At 41.5% G+C, this 14,164-nt stretch carries 17 protein-coding genes; 10 read left to right on the plus strand and 7 right to left on the minus strand.

Going from position 1 to position 14,164, the window contains the following annotated elements; translation table 11 throughout:
- Window positions 1-192: 192 nt before the first annotated feature.
- The 7 genes from B5354_RS04905 (at window position 193) to B5354_RS04935 (ending at window position 6,596) form a co-directional block, all read left to right on the plus strand.
- Window positions 193-1,404, plus strand: coding sequence for an MFS transporter (locus B5354_RS04905; RefSeq protein ID WP_079526434.1), 1,212 nt, complete (start codon window positions 193-195; stop codon window positions 1,402-1,404).
- 211 nt (window positions 1,405-1,615) lie between these two features.
- Window positions 1,616-2,488 carry a 3-hydroxyacyl-CoA dehydrogenase family protein gene (locus B5354_RS04910; RefSeq protein ID WP_079526436.1) on the plus strand — a complete coding sequence of 291 codons (873 nt, stop codon included), beginning with the start codon at window positions 1,616-1,618 and terminating at the stop codon, window positions 2,486-2,488.
- A gap of 16 nt (window positions 2,489-2,504) precedes the next feature.
- The gene (locus tag B5354_RS04915; protein ID WP_079526438.1) at window positions 2,505-2,903 is read left to right on the plus strand and encodes an acyl-CoA thioesterase; all 399 of its coding nucleotides are present in this window, start codon (window positions 2,505-2,507) and stop codon (window positions 2,901-2,903) included.
- A 12-nt stretch (window positions 2,904-2,915) separates the two neighbouring features.
- Window positions 2,916-3,971, plus strand: coding sequence for a phosphotransferase family protein (locus tag B5354_RS04920; RefSeq protein ID WP_079526440.1), 1,056 nt, complete (start codon window positions 2,916-2,918; stop codon window positions 3,969-3,971).
- Window position 3,972: 1 nt separating this feature from the next.
- Complete coding sequence (locus tag B5354_RS04925) at window positions 3,973-4,716, plus strand: 2-phosphosulfolactate phosphatase (protein WP_079526442.1); 744 nt, start codon at window positions 3,973-3,975, stop codon at window positions 4,714-4,716.
- 104 nt (window positions 4,717-4,820) lie between these two features.
- Entirely contained in the window at window positions 4,821-5,609 is a 789-nt protein-coding gene (locus B5354_RS04930; RefSeq protein WP_079526445.1) for an enoyl-CoA hydratase/isomerase family protein, read from the plus strand.
- Window positions 5,610-5,621: 12 nt separating this feature from the next.
- Window positions 5,622-6,596, plus strand: a complete 975-nt coding sequence (locus B5354_RS04935; RefSeq protein ID WP_079526447.1) for a quinone oxidoreductase family protein — start codon at window positions 5,622-5,624, stop codon at window positions 6,594-6,596.
- A gap of 351 nt (window positions 6,597-6,947) precedes the next feature.
- Here B5354_RS04935 and glnA read toward each other — a convergent pair whose 3' ends face one another.
- Window positions 6,948-8,258, minus strand: coding sequence for a type I glutamate--ammonia ligase (glnA, locus tag B5354_RS04940; protein WP_079526449.1), 1,311 nt, complete (start codon window positions 8,256-8,258; stop codon window positions 6,948-6,950).
- Window positions 8,259-8,443: 185 nt separating this feature from the next.
- Here glnA and B5354_RS04945 point away from each other — a divergent pair, with 185 nt between their 5' ends.
- Together B5354_RS04945 and B5354_RS04950 are read left to right on the plus strand one after the other, a co-directional pair.
- Window positions 8,444-8,902 (plus strand): DUF2188 domain-containing protein, encoded by a 459-nt coding sequence (locus B5354_RS04945; protein WP_079526451.1) that lies wholly within the window; start codon window positions 8,444-8,446, stop codon window positions 8,900-8,902.
- A 95-nt stretch (window positions 8,903-8,997) separates the two neighbouring features.
- The gene (locus B5354_RS04950; RefSeq protein ID WP_079526453.1) at window positions 8,998-9,192 is read left to right on the plus strand and encodes a YwbE family protein; all 195 of its coding nucleotides are present in this window, start codon (window positions 8,998-9,000) and stop codon (window positions 9,190-9,192) included.
- Between the two features lie 59 nt (window positions 9,193-9,251).
- On the opposite strand, the gene B5354_RS04955 is transcribed toward B5354_RS04950, so the two are convergent.
- The 5 genes from B5354_RS04955 to B5354_RS20660 all read right to left on the minus strand — a co-directional run bounded on the left by B5354_RS04955 (window position 9,252) and on the right by B5354_RS20660 (window position 12,376).
- Window positions 9,252-9,644 carry a hypothetical protein gene (locus B5354_RS04955; protein ID WP_079526455.1) on the minus strand — a complete coding sequence of 131 codons (393 nt, stop codon included), beginning with the start codon at window positions 9,642-9,644 and terminating at the stop codon, window positions 9,252-9,254.
- A 470-nt stretch (window positions 9,645-10,114) separates the two neighbouring features.
- Window positions 10,115-11,107 carry an acrylyl-CoA reductase family protein gene (locus B5354_RS04960; RefSeq protein WP_079526457.1) on the minus strand — a complete coding sequence of 331 codons (993 nt, stop codon included), beginning with the start codon at window positions 11,105-11,107 and terminating at the stop codon, window positions 10,115-10,117.
- Between the two features lie 31 nt (window positions 11,108-11,138).
- Window positions 11,139-11,321, minus strand: coding sequence for a hypothetical protein (locus B5354_RS04965; RefSeq protein WP_079526459.1), 183 nt, complete (start codon window positions 11,319-11,321; stop codon window positions 11,139-11,141).
- Between the two features lie 103 nt (window positions 11,322-11,424).
- Window positions 11,425-12,090, minus strand: coding sequence for a hypothetical protein (locus B5354_RS04970; protein WP_245804707.1), 666 nt, complete (start codon window positions 12,088-12,090; stop codon window positions 11,425-11,427).
- Between the two features lie 46 nt (window positions 12,091-12,136).
- Window positions 12,137-12,376: a Parvovirus coat protein VP1-like protein gene (locus B5354_RS20660; RefSeq protein WP_079526461.1), complete on the minus strand. Its 240-nt coding sequence runs from the start codon at window positions 12,374-12,376 to the stop codon at window positions 12,137-12,139.
- A gap of 225 nt (window positions 12,377-12,601) precedes the next feature.
- Here B5354_RS20660 and B5354_RS04980 point away from each other — a divergent pair, with 225 nt between their 5' ends.
- Window positions 12,602-13,177, plus strand: coding sequence for a M15 family metallopeptidase (locus B5354_RS04980; protein WP_079526463.1), 576 nt, complete (start codon window positions 12,602-12,604; stop codon window positions 13,175-13,177).
- A gap of 54 nt (window positions 13,178-13,231) precedes the next feature.
- Here B5354_RS04980 and B5354_RS04985 read toward each other — a convergent pair whose 3' ends face one another.
- On the minus strand, window positions 13,232-14,152 hold the full coding sequence (locus tag B5354_RS04985) for a ketopantoate reductase family protein (protein WP_079526465.1): 921 nt from the start codon (window positions 14,150-14,152) through the stop codon (window positions 13,232-13,234).
- Window positions 14,153-14,164 lie beyond the last annotated feature (12 nt).

The following is a 14,164-nucleotide window of genomic DNA, read 5'->3' on the forward strand; positions in this document are numbered from 1 at the left end:
GGGGCTATGCTCCATTTGAAACAGCCTTTTTTATGTATGATCAAGAATGAGTTATAATATACGACAAGGTTTCAGTTCCTGGTTTACATTCCACCAGGGTGAGATTTTTATCTGAAAAATAAACTCCTGTCTCTTAAATTCAGGGAGTTATTTTTTTATGTTTTTACATCGAGGCGATAGGAAGTGATTCATATGGGCCAAACGGAAGATATGACAGGCCAATCAGGATATACATCAAAAGACAAACCTTTTTGGATGGCCATCGTGGCGTTGACAGTCGCCTCGTTTATGACCTTTTCAAATATTTATATGGTGCAGCCGATTTTGCCACAATTTGCTCGTGAGTTCGGAGTAACCCCGACGGTATCTAGTTTAATGCTGTCCTTAACGATTTTCTCCCTTATTTTAGGTTTGTTATTTTTCGGATTGATGTCGGATAGATGGGGAAGAGTCGCCTTAATGAAAGGAACAATTCTGCTCTCTATCATTCCATTATTGATTATTCCTTTTCTAGAGTCCTTTACGAATATATTGGTTTTAAGGTTTATTCAGGGCTTTTTCGCAGCCGGACTGCCTGCTGCAGCCATTGCTTATATTGGAGAGGAATTTGAACAGCGTAGTGTACGGATTGGCATCTCTTTTTACATCGCCAGTAATGCTGTTGGTGGTATGTTTGGCAGAGTATTCGTTGGTTACCTGACTGAGCAAATGTCCTGGCAGAGCGCCATCTGGTTGTTATTTGGGATCGAAACGGTTTTTTTCCTATTATTTGTTTTCTTACTTCCTAAATCTCAAAACTTTGTGGCAAGTAGCCTTCCAGTGAAAAAAGACTTGGCTATGATGTTTGTCCATTTGAAAAATAAAAATCTCATTCCAGCTTTTTATATGGGGATTGTGATTCAACTGGCATTTACAGGGGTTTGGACTTATTTGCCCTTCTATTTAATGGAGGCCCCTTATTATTTATCGATTGGAACGATTACGTTAGCTTATTTTGCCTATGGCATGGGGTTGGTCGGTTCACCACTTGCCAGTAAGTTGTCGCTTACCTTTGATTTAAGCAAAATTATCATAATAAGTGCAACAGTTATGCTGACTGGGATTGCTGTCACGACATTACCAATGGCATCGCTTGTGTACACAGGTCTGATTCTTATGTGTTTAGGATTCTTTGTCATCCATTCGATGATGGCGTGGCTGGTCAATCAACAAGCCACCCATCACAAAGGAGGGGCTTCAAGTCTCTACCTTGTTAGTTATTATGTGGGCGTATCAGGCGGCGGTACGATCACAGGTTTCTTATGGAGCAGGTGGGGCTGGGTAGGCGTTATTTCGCTTGCTGTTCTTGTCATTCCTGGTGTTTTGTGGGGCAAAAGAACCTACTTGCGTCCCTCGTCGACATAACATGTTTAAGTCTGCTGATGATGGCAGACTTTTTTTTTTATTTTATTTTGAATGAATTGAATTTAAATGAATGAATATTCATTATCTGACTTGAATTTTCAGAATAGTCGATATAAAATGGGTTTACATACCAACTGGTAAGTATGTTAGGTGAAAAGCTGTGATGAATGTCTTATTTTACAAAATCTATAAGCAATAGGGGAGGAGCCGTATGACGATTGAACAGGTAGCAGTAATTGGAGCGGGTTCAATGGGTCACCAAATTGCAATGCTCAGTGCACTCGCAGGCTTGCAAACGAATGTACAAGATGTAAATCTGGATTCACTTGACGAAGCAAAGACGAAATTAACGAAGATTATGGACAAATGGGTGCGCAAACAGAAGATTACCGCAGAAGCGCGTGACGATGCTTTTGGGCGTCTTATGTTTACTACGGACTTACGAGAAGCAGCGAGCGATGCAGACTTTATTATTGAGGCTGTTGTAGAGAAACTTGAAGTAAAGCGTAAAGTCCTTACTGAGTTGGATGAAGTTGCTCCAAAGCATGCGGTGTTTGCGACCAATTCATCTACGATCGTAAGCTCATTGATTGCTGATGCGACATCGAGGCCGGAGAAAGTGTGCAATATGCATTTCTTTTTTCCGCCACTCGTGATGGATTGCGTAGAAGTTGTCAAGGGTGACCATACTTCAGACGAAACGACCCAACTTGCAATGAATGTCTGTGACCAGATGAATCGTACAGCCGTCCTTTTGCAAAAAGAGATATCTGGGTTTGTTGCGAATCGGATTCTGTTTGCGATCCAGAAGGAAGCAATGGCCTTGTACGAAGAAGGATATGCTGACTTCAAGGATATAGACAAAATTACTCGTAAAGCGTTAGGTCATCCTGTCGGACCGTTTGAACTGATGGATCTCTCAGGAATCGATGTTGGATATTACGTTATGCAGCAGCGGTATGCAGAATCCGGTGATCCAAATGATCAACCATCAAGGACTCTTATTGAAAAAGTAGAATCCGGTGAATTTGGCCGGAAAACGGGTAAAGGTTTCTATACTTATAGTCATAAAGTGAACAACTAGAGGAGGAAAATGATTCATGCATGAGGTAGAAGTAGGGGTACGGTTTTGCGAAACAGATCTACTGGGACACGTAAATAATAATAACTTTTTTGTTTATTTAGAGGATGCCAGAATACGTTTTTTTGAAGATGTAGAGGTAGTAAAAGAAGATTGGAATTTCATTCTTGCTTCTATTAAATGCGACTTTTTAAAGCAGGTTTATTTTAAACAAAAGCTGGTCATTAAAAGTGGCGTAGCTAAAATTGGTCATTCAAGTTTTCATTTGGACCAGGAAATATATGAGAAAGAATCAGGAGAAATTGTAGCGAAGGGATCAAGTGTAATTGTGCAGTTCGATTTCGATTCGCAGCAAAGTGATCCGTTATCAGAAGACATGAAGAAACAGTTGGCAGCTTATCAAATGGCAGCAAACTAGGAGGGACGTGTATTGGCCTATACAGTTGATACCCAGAAGGTTCGTAAAGGCGAAGAAATTGATGAGCAGGGGATAGAGACCTTTTTGCGCGAAAAGCTTCGTGGCCTTCCAGATGAAAAATTAGAAGTGCGGCAATTTGGGGCAGGACATTCGAATTTAACGTATGAACTTACAATAGGTGATTGGGAGGCCGTGTTACGCAGACCGCCTATGGGGCCAGTTGCTCCTAAAGCCCATGATATGGAACGTGAGTACCGTGTGTTACAAGCTATTCATCCGGTTTTTCCTCTGGCACCAAAACCGCTTGCTTTTGAATCGGGTGAACTCTTAGGCCGGCCCTTTTTTGTGATGGAGCGTCGTCATGGACTCGTTTTTGACACGGAATTTCCCAAAGGGATGCCCCCCACTCCCGAGTTCGGCCGTAAACTCTCTGAAACTATGGTGGATCGATTAGCAGAACTTCATTCAATTGATTACAAAGCTACTAAACTTAGGGATATGGTGAAACCTGATGGATTTATGGAACGCCAGATCCACGGTTGGATTAAGCGATATGAGAAGGCGAGAACGGATGATGTTGTGTCAGGCGAGCGATTAAAAAATTGGCTCGTGGAACATATTCCAGATTCAGACGAGGCCTCCATTATTCATTATGATTACAAATTAAACAATGCACTGTTTGATGAGGAAGCGAATATGGTAGGGTTATTCGATTGGGAAATGACCACGGTTGGCGACCCGCTTGCGGATCTTGGGGCAGCGATGAGTTATTGGATCGAAGCGGAGGACCCAGAGCTTTTAAAAACGGGTCTAGGCAAGTCGCCGCTTACAGTAAACGAAGGCTTTTACACCCGCGATGAATTTATTGCTAGATATGCAGAAAAGAGTGGCCGTAACTTAAGTAATATAAACGTATATGTTACATTTGCCTACTTTAAACTGGCTGGAATCATTCAACAAATTTATTATCGCTATAAGAAAGGTCAAACCGATGATCCAAGGTTTTCCCGTATGAACGTATTTGTAAATAACTTAATTAAACACGCAGAAGAAACGGCCGGGTTGTGAAATGAGTGACATTCAAGTCATTTTTAAAAAAGAAGATATTCAGCCCGACTTGATGAAAGATAAAGTTGCAGTTGTATTTGATGTATTATTTGCCACATCAACCATCATAGCTGCACTTGCTGACGGAGCGTCTTCGGTTATTGCCGTATACGACCAGGCACAAGCCCGGGAAAAAGCAAAATCAATCCACGAACCTTATGTGTTAGCAGGGGAAGACAAAGGAAGGACAATTAAAGGCTTTGAGCCCCCATTACGAAGCCACTTGCAGCCACTCGTAACCGGAAAGCATGTAGTGTTGTCGACAACGAATGGGACCGTAGCACTAAACCGCTCCAGCCAAGCTGATGCTTTATATGCTTCATCCCTATTAAATAACCCAGCTATGGCGCATCACTTAGCTGACAAGCATCCGAACGATACGATCGTTCTCGTCTGTTCAGGGACGAGCGGCCATTATACAATGGAGGATTTTTATGGCGCAGGCAGTTTAGTATCTTTCCTAATGAAAGAAGGAGATTTTAATCTTTCTGATGCCGCACGGACTGCTCTACACTTTTATCAAGGAAGCGGTCACAGTGCCTTTAAGTTACTACGCACTTCTAGAATTGGCAAATTACTTGTGGGAATGGGCATGGACGAAGAAGAAATTGAATTTGCAGCACAGGAAGGACTGTTTGAAACGATCGCTAAATATGAACCGGAGAGCGGACAAATAAAAAAGTATTCGAATAATCTAGATCACTGACATGGCTCGACAATAATTTCCCGGGAAATATAGCTCATAAGTGATCGGGTTGTTTTGAACGAGAAACAAGAGATCATCTAACTTTTAATAGGGAGCTGGTAGTTATGATAAATCTTAGTAATGAACATTTGAGTGTGTCATTGAATGGACCTGTGCTTTCCTGTGTATTAAACAGACCCGATAGTTTGAATGCCTTTTCGGATCAAATGGTTGCGGGATTACAAGACGCGTTGCATGAAGCGGAACGTAATGAGGACATCAAAGTAATCGTCCTGTCTGGGGCTGGAAGGTCCTTTTCAGCTGGTGGCGATGTGAAAAATATGGGGAAGGCGACAGCTAAAGAAATGTACGAGCATTTAGGAGCTTTAAACAAGTTAATTCTGATGATTAAAGACCTTGCAAAACCAGTAGTAGCTGTCGTTCACGGCTACGCTGCAGGAGCCGGGTTCAATTTAGCTCTTGCCTGTGATCAAATCATCGCAGCAGAAGAAAGTAAGTTCGTGTTAAGCTTTGCACAGGTTGGCCTTGTGTCTGATGGGGGCGGCCATTATTTCTTAGCGAAGATTCTAGGTCCATATCGAGCGAAGGAGCTTTTATTTAAAGCAGAACCAGTGCCGGCTGAAACGGCATTGAAGTGGGGACTGGTTAATCGTGTATTTCCGCTTTCAGATCTGGAGGAAGGGGCTATGGATTATGCCCTTAGCCTGGCGAAGGGACCTGTTCAGGCTCTCGGAATGATGAAAAAGCTTGTCGATCAGTCAGACCAATCTGATTTAGCCACTATCCTTGAACAAGAGCGGTTAGTACAAACAATGATGGCACAAACAAATGATCATAAAGAGGGAATCCAAGCCTTTAAAGATAAACGTAAGCCTGTTTTTGCAGGAAAGTGAGGAGATGTACACGTGAAGGTTATTCAGTTTGAAGAATATGGAGGACCAGAAGCTTTACGCCCTGCAGAGAGAGAGAAGCCGAAACCAGAGGCAGGTGAAGTACTGATTGCAGTAACAGCGATCGGTGTGAACTATGCAGATATCGCAAGGAGGGAAGGGGCATACGTTGTCCCTACACCACTCCCCTTTATACCGGGCGCAGAAGTTGCGGGAATTATTGAAGAGATTGGGCAAGGTGTTGATGGCTATAAGGTCGGTGATCGGATTGTCACACTCATCGGGTCAGGTGGCTATTCAGAATATGTAGTAACGAAAGCAGCTGCGTTAATTCCTATACCTGAGGACTTAACTGATGAAATTGCCGTCTCCCTACCGCTTCAAGGACTAACCGCTTATCATCTGTTAACCACCATGGGGCGTATAGAAAAAGGTGAAACAGTGCTCGTTCATGCGGGAGCTGGGGGAGTTGGATCATTAGCCATTCAGCTTTCCAAGCACTTTGGTGCCGGAAAAATTATTGCGACAGCTAGTACAGAAGAAAAACGAACTGCAGCCCGTGATCTAGGGGCCGATCACACAGTGGATTACACTAAGGATGATTGGCGAGAAGAAGTTATGAGAGTAACAGAAGGAGAAGGGGTTGATATCGCCCTTGAAATGGTTGGAGGAGACATATTCCATGAAACCATCCGGTGTATGCGGTCATTTGGGCGAATTGTCGTGTATGGGGCTGCCAGTGGTCGACCAGCTGAGATGTATCCTTCAGGACTGATGAATCGTAATTTATCCATTATCGGTTTCTTTTTGCCTGAAATTATGAAGAAGCCGATTTTATTTGAGCAAAGTCTGCAGGAGCTGTTGAAGTTGGTCCAAAGTGGTAAGCTGAAATTGACAATTGGAGGAGTCTATCAGTTAAAAGATGCGGCACAAGTACATGAATCAATGCAAACTAGAAAGACGAAAGGAAAACTGATTTTGAAGCCATAGTTCCTCTATTGAATTTAAAACACCACCAATTTAAGTATATTTATGAACAAGGTTTCTTCGTTCAAAGCTTTATAACGTAACTAAACTTCTTAAAAATGAAAAGACGAACTATTTAAAGTTGAACAGTATAAACGCAGATCATAAGCGTAGTCAAAATACGCAGACTCCCTGTGAGAACAGCGCGAGTCGAAGATCCCGGAGGAAAAGCGTTCTTTGCTTGCCCACGGAAAGCGAAGTGTTTTGCCGAAGCTATGGGAGAAATCCTTTCTTGACACACAAATAATCCGAACTAAATGTTCGGATTATTTGTGCTTAATTCAGTCTTGTGCCAGCCTAAGACTGTGCTATAAATTATTTATTCATGTAATGATCAATTTCCCACTGACTGACTTGCAGAGAGTACGTGTTCCACTCTTGCTCCTTCTCTTCAAGGTAGATTTTTGAGGTATGGTCTCCTAACGCATCCATCAAGACTTCATCATTCCTCAATGCTTTCAGAGCTTCTTTTAAATTCGTTGGTAAAGTTGGAACACTATTGTCAGTGACTTCATAAAGATTACGGGTTTCAGCTTCCCCCGCATCCAGTTCGTTGCGAATACCTTCAAGCCCTGCTTTGATTAGTACGGCTAGAGTGAGATAGGGGTTCGCTGTCGGGTCAGGGTTACGAACCTCAAATCTCGTGCCTTTACCACGGGTCATAGGAACACGGATCATGCAGCTGCGGTTAGAGTGGGACCATGCCACACTAACTGGTGCTTCGTAACCAGGAACGAGACGTTTATAAGAATTTACATTCGGATTGGTAATTGCAGCGATCCCATTAGCGTGGTGTAAGATTCCAGCCATAAAATGTTTCATTGTAGCCGAAAGTTCATCATCAGAATACTGATCATAAAAGGCACTATCGCCCTTAGTAAATAATGAAAGATGGCAGTGCATACCGGATCCGTTTTCTTTGGTAATCGGTTTAGGCATAAAAGTCGCATGATACTCATGGTTAGAGGCGATGTCCTTTACTACGTTTTTAAAGGTTTGAATGTTATCAGCCGTTGTTAGCATATTGTCGAAACGGAAGTTAATTTCATGCTGACCCTGTGCAACTTCGTGGTGAGAGGCTTCCATCTCAAACCCGAAGTTCTTTAATGTACGGGCAATATCGCGGCGCACTTTGTCTCCTTTATCTTTAGGCGAGGCATCAAAGTATCCTGCCCGATCATTCATTTTTCGAATCGGATACCCTTCTTCATTTAACTTAAACAGAAAGAACTCTGGTTCAGGTCCTACATTTACTGTATAACCCAAATCCTTAGCTTCTTTCATGGCTCTCTTTAAAATATATCTTGGATCACCTTCGAATGGGTTGCCATCAGGTGTATAAATGTCACAAATAAAACGAGCAATACAATCTTCATCTACATTTTCAGGTAATACCTTAAATGTATCTAAATCTGGTACAAGATACATATCACTTTCTTGAATTTCAGAAAAACCTGAAATAGAAGAGCTGTCAAACATAGCTTCATCATTTAATACGGCATCAATTTCTTCGACTGGCAGCTCCACATTCTTCGTTTCTCCTAACATATCGGTGAACTCCAGGCGAAGAAATTCTACTTTTTCATCTTTTACGATCTGTTTAATACTATCTTTCGAATAATTCATGCATTTCCCCTCATCTTCAAAAATGTTTACGTCGTACCTAGGAAGATTCCCATGAATACTTACTATTAAACCTTGGAATATTATGGTGGAGTGAAGTTACTGAAGAGAGAAAATAGCATTACAAGGTTTAACCTTCAAATATATGCGGTAATGAACAAATAAATCTAATCAAAAGGGGTGGGGCTATGCCTTGGGATACAAAAGATTATCCAAGTTCATTTAAAAGTTTAGATACTGTGGTAAGAAAAAAAGCGATTGATATCGCAAATGCCATGATTGATGAAGGATATGATGAAGGGCGAGCCATTCCAATTGCGACAGAACAAGCCAAAGAATGGCATGAGAACGCTTCACAAGATGAGAAGCAACAGATGCGCAATAAAAGCGACAAAGAGTTGCGAAACCGGGAAAAAGATGATCAATCCTCCAGTCGCCCTGAGTTATTAGATAAAGGCGAGCATGTTGTGTCGCATGAGGATGGCTGGGCTGTTCAGGCCGAAGATGCTAAACAGCCTTCTGATGTATTTGAAAATAAGCAGGATGCTGTGGAGCGAGCGAAGGAAGTAGCAAAAAATAAAGGAACCAGTGTGATCATTCATAAGCAGGATGGCAGTATCCAGGACCAGACCTCCTACAGCAATTAAACAACCATTCAAGACCAGGAAATCTCGCAGCTTTGTTCTGTAACGTATAGAAAACATGGTATGATAAAGGAAAGAAATAGCATGGAGGTTAAGAGATGAATGGTCAACAACGCAAAGATATTAAACCTGGCTTAGAAGTCGATATTGTCTTAAAAAAAGACCAGCGTACTGGAAATTTAACACGAGGGATAGTCAAAGATTTACTGACTAAATCACACAGTCATCCTCATGGTATAAAAGTTCGTTTGGAAGATGGTCAAGTAGGAAGAGTAAAGCAAATACACGGGTAATTTTATAAGCCCCGTACTCTGTCAATAAGCGTCAGAGTATGGGGCTTATTTTAAATTGTTTACTGCTTAAATTTTATAAAATCAGGATATGGAACCTCCACAGTAAAAAAATCGCCATCTTCATCTTCGGTAGCAGCTATTATGGTATAGTTCTCACCGAAAATTCTTTCCATGGCATAATCTCCGCTCTCAAATGGTTGACCGAGGCTGAAGCCAGTATTTAAGATCGTATGACGTTTTTCCTCCGTAAGGTTAGCCATCTCTTTCATTATGACCATTGGCCGGAAGGTGGTGATATTATGTTTGTCATTAATTTTATCCCAATCAATTTCAACAGTAACGAATTCAGAAGCTTTTCCTAACATTTCTTGAACTAACTCTTTAAGTTCGCGTAGATCTAATAAATATACCACGTCTTCAGGTGTGAGTTGATTTAGATAATGAGTAGGCATTTTCTTCTCTCCTTTGCTTACTGATAAAGTTATAGTACCACATAGTCCATAAAAATAAGCTTATACATTGGAAAAAGCGGTCCAGACTGAAGTCTGAACCGCTTTATAAGTGAAAGAAAGCAACATGTTCAGCTTTCTCTCTTTGTATACATCGGACTAATGAATTTTAATTGTTCGTTGATCATCTTGCGTTTCCATTGCAAGTGGTTATGAACCTATATTGCCGCGGTTCTTCTACAAGGTAGTTTTTATCAACTTAAACGACGCAATCCCTACCTCTATTGCATCCTTACAGCTCCGAAGCTGATCCAGTGTGATTAAGTCGTGATAAAACATAGCAGAATGCCAGTCTCATACACATCACTCTTTCATTGTTCCGAGTTACCTTTAGCGAAGGCACTAATATAATAGTATAGTTTGGTTTGTGTGATTTGTCAATATCGGCATTTAGAACAGCGGTTTTGATGATGCTATCCTAGTTTCACAATTGTGCGACCGCGTGTCTTCCCCTCTAGAATCTTTGTTAAAGTTTCAGGAACTTGTTCCAAAGAAATTACTTCTTTTATTCTATCGAATGAATCACTTATTTTCAGATCACCTGCCAGCCGGTTCCATACTTCTTTTCTCGTTTCCATCGGGCAGTAAACTGAATCCACTCCAAGAAGATTAATTCCTCTTAATATAAAAGGATAAACCTGTGTCGGAACATCTGTCCCAGCTGTAAGTCCACTTACAGCTGCTGCTCCGTTATAGTGAAGCTGAGAGAGAAGGGAGGCGAGCGGTTCACCGCCCACAGGGTCAACGGCTGCGACCCAGCGTTGTTTGCTCAGTGCTCTTAACTTCCCGTCATATACCTCTTCTCGTGAAACGACAGTGGCCGCTCCAAGCTCAAACAGGTAATCTTTATGTTCTATACTGCCAGTGCTTGCCTCTACCTTATAGCCTCGTTTAGCGAGCATAGCTACAGCCATACTGCCTACGCCTCCAGTAGCCCCTGTAACGAGAACGGGTTCCTCGCCTGGAGCGAGGCCGTTTTTCTCTAATTTATGGATAGACAATGCAGCAGTAAAACCCGCAGTTCCATAAATCATTGCTTCTTCGAGGGTTAATTCATCTGGAAGTGGAATAACCCATTCCCCGGGGATAGAGGCGTATTCACTGTATCCGCCGTGGTGGGAAACGCCGATCTCATAACTTGTAGCTATGACAGCGTCTCCTTCGTTGAAACGGTCATCTTTTGAGTGAACAACAATTCCGGCTAAATCAATACCGGGAATAATAGGGTACTCTTTTACCATCGGGTTTCCTGGTGATGAGACCATTCCATCTTTGTAATTTACACTTGAATAATGAACTTTAATCAAAACCTCACTTGAGGGTAGAGTGTCAATAGAAATCGTCTTTATGCCTGCATTCGTCTTTCCATCTGACTGGTCAATATAAAAGGCTTTAAAATCAGTCATACGGGTCACTCCCTTGAATTACCAATATCGTTTATAAATCTTCATTATATCTTTCCTCAGAGGAAGAATTATTTTTGGAATGATCGCCGTGTTTTTCATCACGTTCATTCTGTTTGACTTCTTCTTCAGGAATGTCATCATCTATTAACTTATCTTTCTTACGTTTCTCCTTAAAATCTTCTTTATCATAAGCTTTTTTATTATGTGCAGGCATTTGCTACACCTCCATGTCAACTATGTACCCTAATATTGCTTATGATTAAACCACATATTATAAAAAAAGATCGGCTGCTCTTGATCCCGAACAGTCGATCTGTTTATGACCCTTTCCTTAATTCTTCTGGGTCTTTTTTGTTGCTGAAACGATTTTTATATTTTTTTACAAAAGGGAGGCGTATTACGTAGTCAACAGCTGTACTAAGGATTAGTCCATGAATAATGACACCGACTATTGTAACAATGACGATAATGACATGTCCCATTATCGTCTCTGGCTCAAACCCAGCTTTGCCGAAAAAGATAAGCGCGGTAAGAGTGCTTATGAATGCATCGGTATAGCTGGTCAGTTTATCCTCCATGATAGTCAATGGAATAATGAGAAATAAAATAAAGAGGGACGTGATGATTGCCACGGAAAAAAAACGCTGATTCTTTAGAAATCGTATAAATGGCTTTGTATAGTATTTTGTGATCGATTTAAGCCTGAATAAATGGAGGATTCGAGCTACCCTGGCAAATTGAAAAACTGCATCTAAAGGGATGGCAGCTATCACAATAAATGGATTCTTTTTAATGAATGACCATTTATGATCACTGGTAAAGAGCCTGTAGAGAAAATCGACGAAGAATATACTCCACGTCACCCATACGATTAAACTGTCGTAAGGCGTTTGCTGCCAAATGGTTGAGACAGACAGTGTAGCAAGTAGTACCATGATAAGTTCATAAACGGTCTTGGTAAAATTATGTTTAGAATGCTTCACTGCTATGAATCTCCTTCCTATTAAGCATTATATCATGTTGAGTTTGTCACCACATCGTTTTAAATCTCATGGCCATCTCCATTAATCGTGCATCCCTTCCTATTCTTCCGGGGTGATGCATCCATGGTCTGAGCCGCTCTAAAAACATTTTATCGCACATTCTTTTTGAACCGAATTTTCGGTAGCAAGCGTCATGTTCCATACATAAAGCATCTAACTGATTTACAGGAGCCCCTGGGCCGCTGCACCATGGACCGCAATATCGATAACCAGGGAAACAAGGCATTCTCCCCTCATCCTTTCATTATGTGATCTATTATTATATGTGGTGCAGCGGTGGATTGGTTAGTGGAGATGTCTAGTGGTTTGTTAAATAAATTACATGAATGTGTCACTCAGAGCAGTTATTAAATAGTGTTGAATGCCAAAGTGAAATGTTTTCTATAGTAATTGCCGTTATGGTATGATCATAGTAATCAGGAATCATGTCGAATAAAGGAGTCGTTTATGTGTGAGGGGGCTATTTAATCGTGTCGTTTGGACCTTATTCTTTGGCGGAGTCACAGTTTCCCTTATATTTACGTTGATTGAATTTCAAGAACGAAATTCACATATATATCAAGTGAAAGATAAGAAAACACCTTCAGATTTACATCCAGCTGTAGAAGAAGGTAAACAGCACTTAGTCAATCAGGCAGCTGAACAAGGAATTGATGTTGTTATTACGGACGGACTGAGGACGAAACAGGAGCAAGAAGCTTTATATGCTCAAGGTCGTTCGAAGGAAGGAAGAATAGTAACGTATGCTTCGGGGGGCGAATCCTACCATAACTATGGTTTGGCTATTGATTTTGCGCTGCGTTCGGATAACGGAAATGTTATTTGGGATCGAAGCTATGACGGGAATGATGATGGCCAGGCCGATTGGATGGAAGTAGTAGAGATCGCTAAAGGATTAGGATTCGAATGGGGTGGAGACTGGAAGTCATTTAAGGACTATCCCCACCTGCAAATGGATTTTGGCCTTAGTATTCGTGAATTGCAAAGAGGTCTGCGCCCAAAACCTAAAGCATTGGCAGAAGAGTAATAAAACACCCCTCTAGTGAATATTCACTAGAGGGGTACTTTATTCTTAAGTATCCTAATGTTGGTATGCTTCGAAAGGTTTGATCATTGCTCGGATCGTTTCAATATAGGGCATGTGAACGTTGTGCTCTTTACCTAGCCGTAAAGCGCCTCCGTGGAGATGCTCAGCCTCAAGTGGCAACCCTTTCCTGCGATCCTGGTGCATAGAGGAAGTGGCTTCATGCTCAAGATTTTGTAATTGTTTAAAGGCTTTTTCAACATGCTCATCCGTTAAGTGAACCTGATGAGCCGCAGCCAGCTCTTTCATTTCTTCGAGCATTCGTTTGGCAATCAGAAAGGTTTGCGGGTAGGTACGCACTTCTCCAATAGGCAGATTGGTTGCTGAAGTAATTCCTGAGAAGGCTGTAATAAACATATATTTTTTCCAAATGTCTTCTAAGATATTTGGACTTAATCTCCCATTAAAGTTAGCCTGATTACAAGCTAATGATAATTCTTCACAAATTTGCTGTTGGGAAGGGTGTAACGGTCCAAATACAAGGTCGTGAAACGAACTTGTATGCACAACATGCCCTTTGTCATCAAGAGTAGCCATAATGTAAGAAAGCCCTCCGAGTACGGCTTCTTCTCCCAGTTCCTTTTGTAAAATGGGGATGTGCTCTACTCCGTTCAAGACAGGATAAACCTTTGCACCTTTTTGGACAAGCTGCTTTAACCAGTGCAGTGTTCCTTCGAGGTGATAGCCTTTTACAGCTAGAAAAACAAGGTCAGGATCTTCAATTTCTTCCGGACTCTCAGCAATGATCACGTCTTCAGCGGTATAATCTCCCTGTTCGCTATGTAAAATCAATCCGTTTTCCTTTAACTGTTCTGCCCGTCCAGACCGCACAAGGTTGACGACTTCATGACCAGCTTCTTGCCAGCGTGTTCCGAAATACGCCCCTAGTGCTCCTGCGCCTAAAATAACGATTTTCATAAAAACACCTCT

Source organism: Halobacillus hunanensis (genome assembly GCF_900166655.1).
Lineage (GTDB): Bacteria > Bacillota > Bacilli > Bacillales > Halobacillaceae > Halobacillus_A > Halobacillus_A hunanensis.

Bases quoted from the DNA above. Each gene is read 5' to 3' on its own strand.
- B5354_RS04905 (WP_079526434.1), top strand. From the start codon at position 193: ATGGGCCAAACGGAAGATATGACAGGCCAATCAGGATATACATCAAAA.
- B5354_RS04910 (WP_079526436.1), top strand. From the start codon at position 1,616: ATGACGATTGAACAGGTAGCAGTAATTGGAGCGGGTTCAATGGGTCAC.
- B5354_RS04915 (WP_079526438.1), top strand. From the start codon at position 2,505: ATGCATGAGGTAGAAGTAGGGGTACGGTTTTGCGAAACAGATCTACTG.
- B5354_RS04925 (WP_079526442.1), top strand. From the start codon at position 3,973: ATGAGTGACATTCAAGTCATTTTTAAAAAAGAAGATATTCAGCCCGAC.
- B5354_RS04930 (WP_079526445.1), top strand. From the start codon at position 4,821: ATGATAAATCTTAGTAATGAACATTTGAGTGTGTCATTGAATGGACCT.
- glnA (WP_079526449.1), bottom strand. From the start codon at position 8,258: ATGAATTATTCGAAAGATAGTATTAAACAGATCGTAAAAGATGAAAAA.
- B5354_RS04945 (WP_079526451.1), top strand. From the start codon at position 8,444: ATGCCTTGGGATACAAAAGATTATCCAAGTTCATTTAAAAGTTTAGAT.
- B5354_RS04950 (WP_079526453.1), top strand. From the start codon at position 8,998: ATGAATGGTCAACAACGCAAAGATATTAAACCTGGCTTAGAAGTCGAT.
- B5354_RS04955 (WP_079526455.1), bottom strand. From the start codon at position 9,644: ATGCCTACTCATTATCTAAATCAACTCACACCTGAAGACGTGGTATAT.
- B5354_RS04960 (WP_079526457.1), bottom strand. From the start codon at position 11,107: ATGACTGATTTTAAAGCCTTTTATATTGACCAGTCAGATGGAAAGACG.
- B5354_RS04965 (WP_079526459.1), bottom strand. From the start codon at position 11,321: ATGCCTGCACATAATAAAAAAGCTTATGATAAAGAAGATTTTAAGGAG.
- B5354_RS20660 (WP_079526461.1), bottom strand. From the start codon at position 12,376: ATGCCTTGTTTCCCTGGTTATCGATATTGCGGTCCATGGTGCAGCGGC.
- B5354_RS04985 (WP_079526465.1), bottom strand. From the start codon at position 14,152: ATGAAAATCGTTATTTTAGGCGCAGGAGCACTAGGGGCGTATTTCGGA.